6 protein-coding genes are annotated in these 3,770 nt (G+C 72.3%); all 6 read left to right on the plus strand.

Translation table 11 applies throughout. The features are described from left to right. A partial coding sequence (locus tag VAE46_RS00610; RefSeq protein WP_322794962.1) for a FliI/YscN family ATPase occupies positions 1–972 on the plus strand: 972 nt, incomplete at its 5' end. Beyond that, positions 926–1,384, plus strand: coding sequence for a flagellar export protein FliJ (fliJ, locus tag VAE46_RS00615; RefSeq protein ID WP_322794963.1), 459 nt, complete (start codon positions 926–928; stop codon positions 1,382–1,384). The genes VAE46_RS00610 and fliJ, both read left to right, overlap by 47 nt. Then, positions 1,381–1,779 carry a flagellar basal body rod protein FlgB gene (gene flgB, locus VAE46_RS00620; protein WP_322794964.1) on the plus strand — a complete coding sequence of 133 codons (399 nt, stop codon included), beginning with the start codon at positions 1,381–1,383 and terminating at the stop codon, positions 1,777–1,779. Before fliJ ends, flgB begins: the two co-directional genes overlap by 4 nt. A gap of 11 nt (positions 1,780–1,790) precedes the next feature. Beyond that, positions 1,791–2,237, plus strand: coding sequence for a flagellar basal body rod protein FlgC (gene flgC, locus VAE46_RS00625; protein WP_322794965.1), 447 nt, complete (start codon positions 1,791–1,793; stop codon positions 2,235–2,237). Between the two features lie 49 nt (positions 2,238–2,286). Further along, on the plus strand, positions 2,287–2,574 hold the full coding sequence (fliE, locus tag VAE46_RS00630) for a flagellar hook-basal body complex protein FliE (RefSeq protein WP_322794966.1): 288 nt from the start codon (positions 2,287–2,289) through the stop codon (positions 2,572–2,574). Continuing rightward, positions 2,574–3,770: flagellar hook-length control protein FliK (locus tag VAE46_RS00635; protein WP_322794967.1), on the plus strand; the 1,197-nt coding region annotated here is incomplete at its 3' end. The genes fliE and VAE46_RS00635, both read left to right, overlap by 1 nt.

Consider the following 3,770-nt stretch of genomic DNA (forward strand, 5'->3'; position numbering starts at 1 on the left):
GCCCGCCCGTTGCCCACCGGCGTCCGCGCCATCGATGCCTTCCTCACCCTCGGCCGCGGCCAGCGCGTCGGCATCTTCGCCGGCTCCGGCGTCGGCAAGAGCACCCTCCTCGGCATGCTCGCCCGGGGCACCTCTGCCGATGTCACCGTCATCGCCCTCATCGGTGAGCGCGGCCGCGAAGTCCGCGACTTCATCGAGCACGACCTCGGCCGCGATGCCCTCGCCAGCGCCGTCGTCGTCGCCTCCACCGGCGACAACCCCGCGGCCATGCGCATCGCCGCCGCCCGCACCGCAACCGCCATCGCGGAGGGATTCCGCGATGAAGGCCTCGATGTCCTCCTTCTCTTCGATTCCCTCACCCGCGTCGCCATGGCCCGCCGCGAAAACGGCCTCGCCGCTGGCGAACCGCCGACAGCCCGCGGCTACCCGCCGTCCGTCTTCTCCATGCTCCCCCACCTCATGGAGCGGGCAGGCCCCGGCGCCCGCGGCTCAATCACCGCCGTCTACACCGTCCTCGTCGATGGCGACGACATGGAGGAGCCCATCGCCGACCTCGCCCGCGCCACCCTCGATGGCCACATCGTCCTCCGCCGCTCGCTCGCTGCCGCCGGTCATTACCCGCCCATCGACGTTCTCCAGAGCGTCTCCCGCCTCATGGACCGCGTCGCCGAACCGCGCCACCGCGAAGCCGCCCGCCGCCTGCGCCAGCTCCTCGCCGCCTACGAAGAAGCCCGGGACCTCGTCGCCATCGGCGCCTACAGCCGCGGCGCCGACTCCACCCTCGACCGCGCCCTCGACCTCCTGCCGGCCATCAACGCATTCCTCCGCCAGCAGCCCCGCGAGATGACCCCGTTCGAGGACACCGTCGCAGCCCTTTGCGCCCTCGACCCCGAATTCGCCAGCCAAACCTCCTGGGAGGTGACCGATGAGCCTGCCGCCGAAACGGTTGAAGCGGCTCCTCCGCCAGCGTGAACTCCTCGAGCGCGTCCAGCAGCGCGAACTCGCCGAGGCCCTCGCCCTGCGCAACCGACGCGCCGCCGCACTCGAAGAGTCCCGCGCCACCCGCGAGGCTGTCCTCGACCTCCCCCTCGAGCCGGGCCCCCTCGACCCGGCCGATCTCCTCGCCCGCGCCGCCGCCATCGCCCGCCTCGACCGCGAAATCGCTGCCCGCGGCGCAGCACTCGCCCACTCCGACGGGGATGTTGCCGAGGAGCGCGAGGCCCTGATGGAGCGCCGCCGCGACCGCCGCGCGCTCGAAACCCTGCTCGAACGCCGGCTCGCCGCCGAACGGCTCGAACGCGCCCGCGCACAGGCCCGCCAGCTCGATGACTTCGCTGCCGCCCGCTGGCGCCCCGCATTCGTCCACCCGGAGGTCCGCCCATGAACCCCATCGCCGACCGCGGCATCGCCCAGCTCACCGCCTGGCTCAACGGCCTCAGCCGCCGCCAGTCCGCCATCGCCAATAACGTCGCCAACATCGATACCCCCGGCTACCTCCGCCAGGAGGTCAATTTCGAAACCGAGCTCCAGCGCGCCTTCGGCCGCACCGCCGGGTCCCTCGCCGTCACCGACCCCCGCCACATCGCCGCTCCCCCGCGCGCCGTCAATCAGCTCGGCCTCGACCCCCAGCAGCTCCTCACCTCCTCCCGGCTCGACGGCAACACCGTGGATATCGACCAGGAGATGGTCCTCCTCGCAGAGACACAAATGCGTTACCAGGCCGCCGCCCAGGCCCTCACCAAAAAGCTCACGAACATCCGCACCGCCATCACCGGCTAAGGAGCATCCCCATGAGCCTCATTCGCGCCATCGCCTCGTCCGCTTCCGGCCTCGCCGCCCAGCGCGTCCGCATGGATGTCGTCGGCAACAATGTCGCCAATATCGATACCACTCGCACCGCCGAAGGCGGGCCCTACCAGCGCCGCGTTGTGCGTTTCGCCTCCGGCGACCCCGCCCTCCCCTTCGCCTCCATCGTCCGCAAGTTCCTCGGCGGCGGCTCCACCGGCGTCGTCCTCACCCAGGTCGCCGTCGACGAACAATCGCCCCCGCGCACCGTCTACGACCCCTCCCACCCCGACGCCGACCCCGAAACGGGCTACCTCGAACTGCCCAACATCGACCTCGTCCAGGAGATGACCGACCTCACCTCCGCAAACCGCTCCTACCAGGCCAACGTCACCGTCCTCAACGCCGCCAAGCAGATGGCCCTCCGCGCCCTCGATATCACCAGCAGATAAACGGCTCAGGGATTTCCCGCCCGCATTTCCGTCCCCCAGGGAGGCCACCGTGGACATTGCACCAATTCAGAACGCCAGCCCCCTCGCACACACTGCATCCACGGCTTCCCGCCCGCAGGCAGGGTTCGCCGACCTCCTCGGTCGCGCGCTCTCGCAACTCCAGTCGATGAGCGACACCGCCGACCAGAAGGTCAATGCCCTGGCTACCGGGCAGGACGTGGACCTCCACGACGTCATGCTCGCCGTCGAAGCCGAGAGCATCGCCATCAGCCTGGCCACCCAGGTCCGCAACAAGGCCGTCGAGGCCTATCAGGAAGTCTTCCGGATGCAGATCTAATGGGACTCGTCGTCGAACTGCCCACCGAAGCACCAGTCCTCGTCATCCCCGGCGCAACCGCCCGGCAGGGTAGCGGCCAGGTAGCAGCTGGCTTCGACCTCCTCCTCGCCTCCCTGGGCGCCACGCAGGAGGCCGAGACCGGCGACCCGTCCCCGGGCGATGACAGCACCGATTCCCCGCCCCCCGTGGGTGTGGTGGTCTCGCTGGCGGTAATTCCGCCGGTCCCGGCCGCCGCCCTCGCCGACCCTGCGCAGCCGGCCGGCCGGGCACCCGCCGAATCGGCCGCTACCGGCATCGCCGCCGCAAGCATTCCCGGGCTCCCTGGCGAGGCTGCGATGCAGCTTTCGCCCGGCGACGCTTCCGCGACGGCGGCCGGGCTGGCGGAAGGTGAAGCCAACGCCGGGGGCCCCGCTGAGGCTTCGGTCGCCCCCTCCGTGGTCGAGGTGCTCCCCGCGCCCGAATCGCCGACCTCCTCCGACGGGACTGCTGCCGCCGCTGTGCGCGGCGCCGCCGCTTCCAGCGAGCCGTCCCCGGAGCCGCCGGCCGCGAACAGCGCGGAGCCCCCCGCCGAATCCCCTGCCTCCGGCCCGCCGCCCACTGAAGCCGATGCCCCCGCCCCCCGCGTGGTCCGCACCGTCGGGAACGCCAGGGTCGATGCCGAGCCACCCGGGCCAACCAGCCCGGTCAGCCTCAATCCGCCCGGCCGCGCCGAGGGTCGGGAGCAACCCGTGCCGCGGCCCTCGGCGCAGGGGCTCGCCCATGCCGCACCCGGCTCCGCCGTGGGCCAACTCCGCAGCGAAGCCCCGGCGCCGGCTCCCGCACCTGCCCCGGCAGACCCCGCGCCCGCGCCGGCACCGCCTGCCCAGGCCAACGTCGATCGCCTGGCCACCGTCATCATCGAACGCGTCGAAGGGGGCGGCGGCGAGGCCCGCCTCCACCTCGAGCCTGCCGACCTCGGCGAGGTCACCGTCCACATCCGGACCGCCGGCGAATCCGTCCACGTCGATATCCACGCCGAACGGCCCGACGCCGCCGCGCTCCTGCGCGAAACCGCCGGCGACCTCGCCGCCCTCCTCAGCAACCGCGGCATGAACCTCGGCCAGCTGAACGTCGGCCTTGGCGCCCGCCAGGACGGCGCACCCGGGCAGCAGGGCCGCGAGACCCGCGGGCAGGCGCCGGCCGCCGGCGAGTTCGCC

This window comes from Tepidiforma sp. (assembly GCF_034433535.1).
Lineage (GTDB): Bacteria > Chloroflexota > Dehalococcoidia > Tepidiformales > Tepidiformaceae > Tepidiforma.

What these genes read in the sequence shown, in the direction of transcription:
- flgB (WP_322794964.1), top strand. Translation starts at nt 1,381, where the DNA reads ATGAACCCCATCGCCGACCGCGGCATCGCCCAGCTCACCGCCTGGCTC.
- fliJ (WP_322794963.1), top strand. Translation starts at nt 926, where the DNA reads ATGAGCCTGCCGCCGAAACGGTTGAAGCGGCTCCTCCGCCAGCGTGAA.
- flgC (WP_322794965.1), top strand. Translation starts at nt 1,791, where the DNA reads ATGAGCCTCATTCGCGCCATCGCCTCGTCCGCTTCCGGCCTCGCCGCC.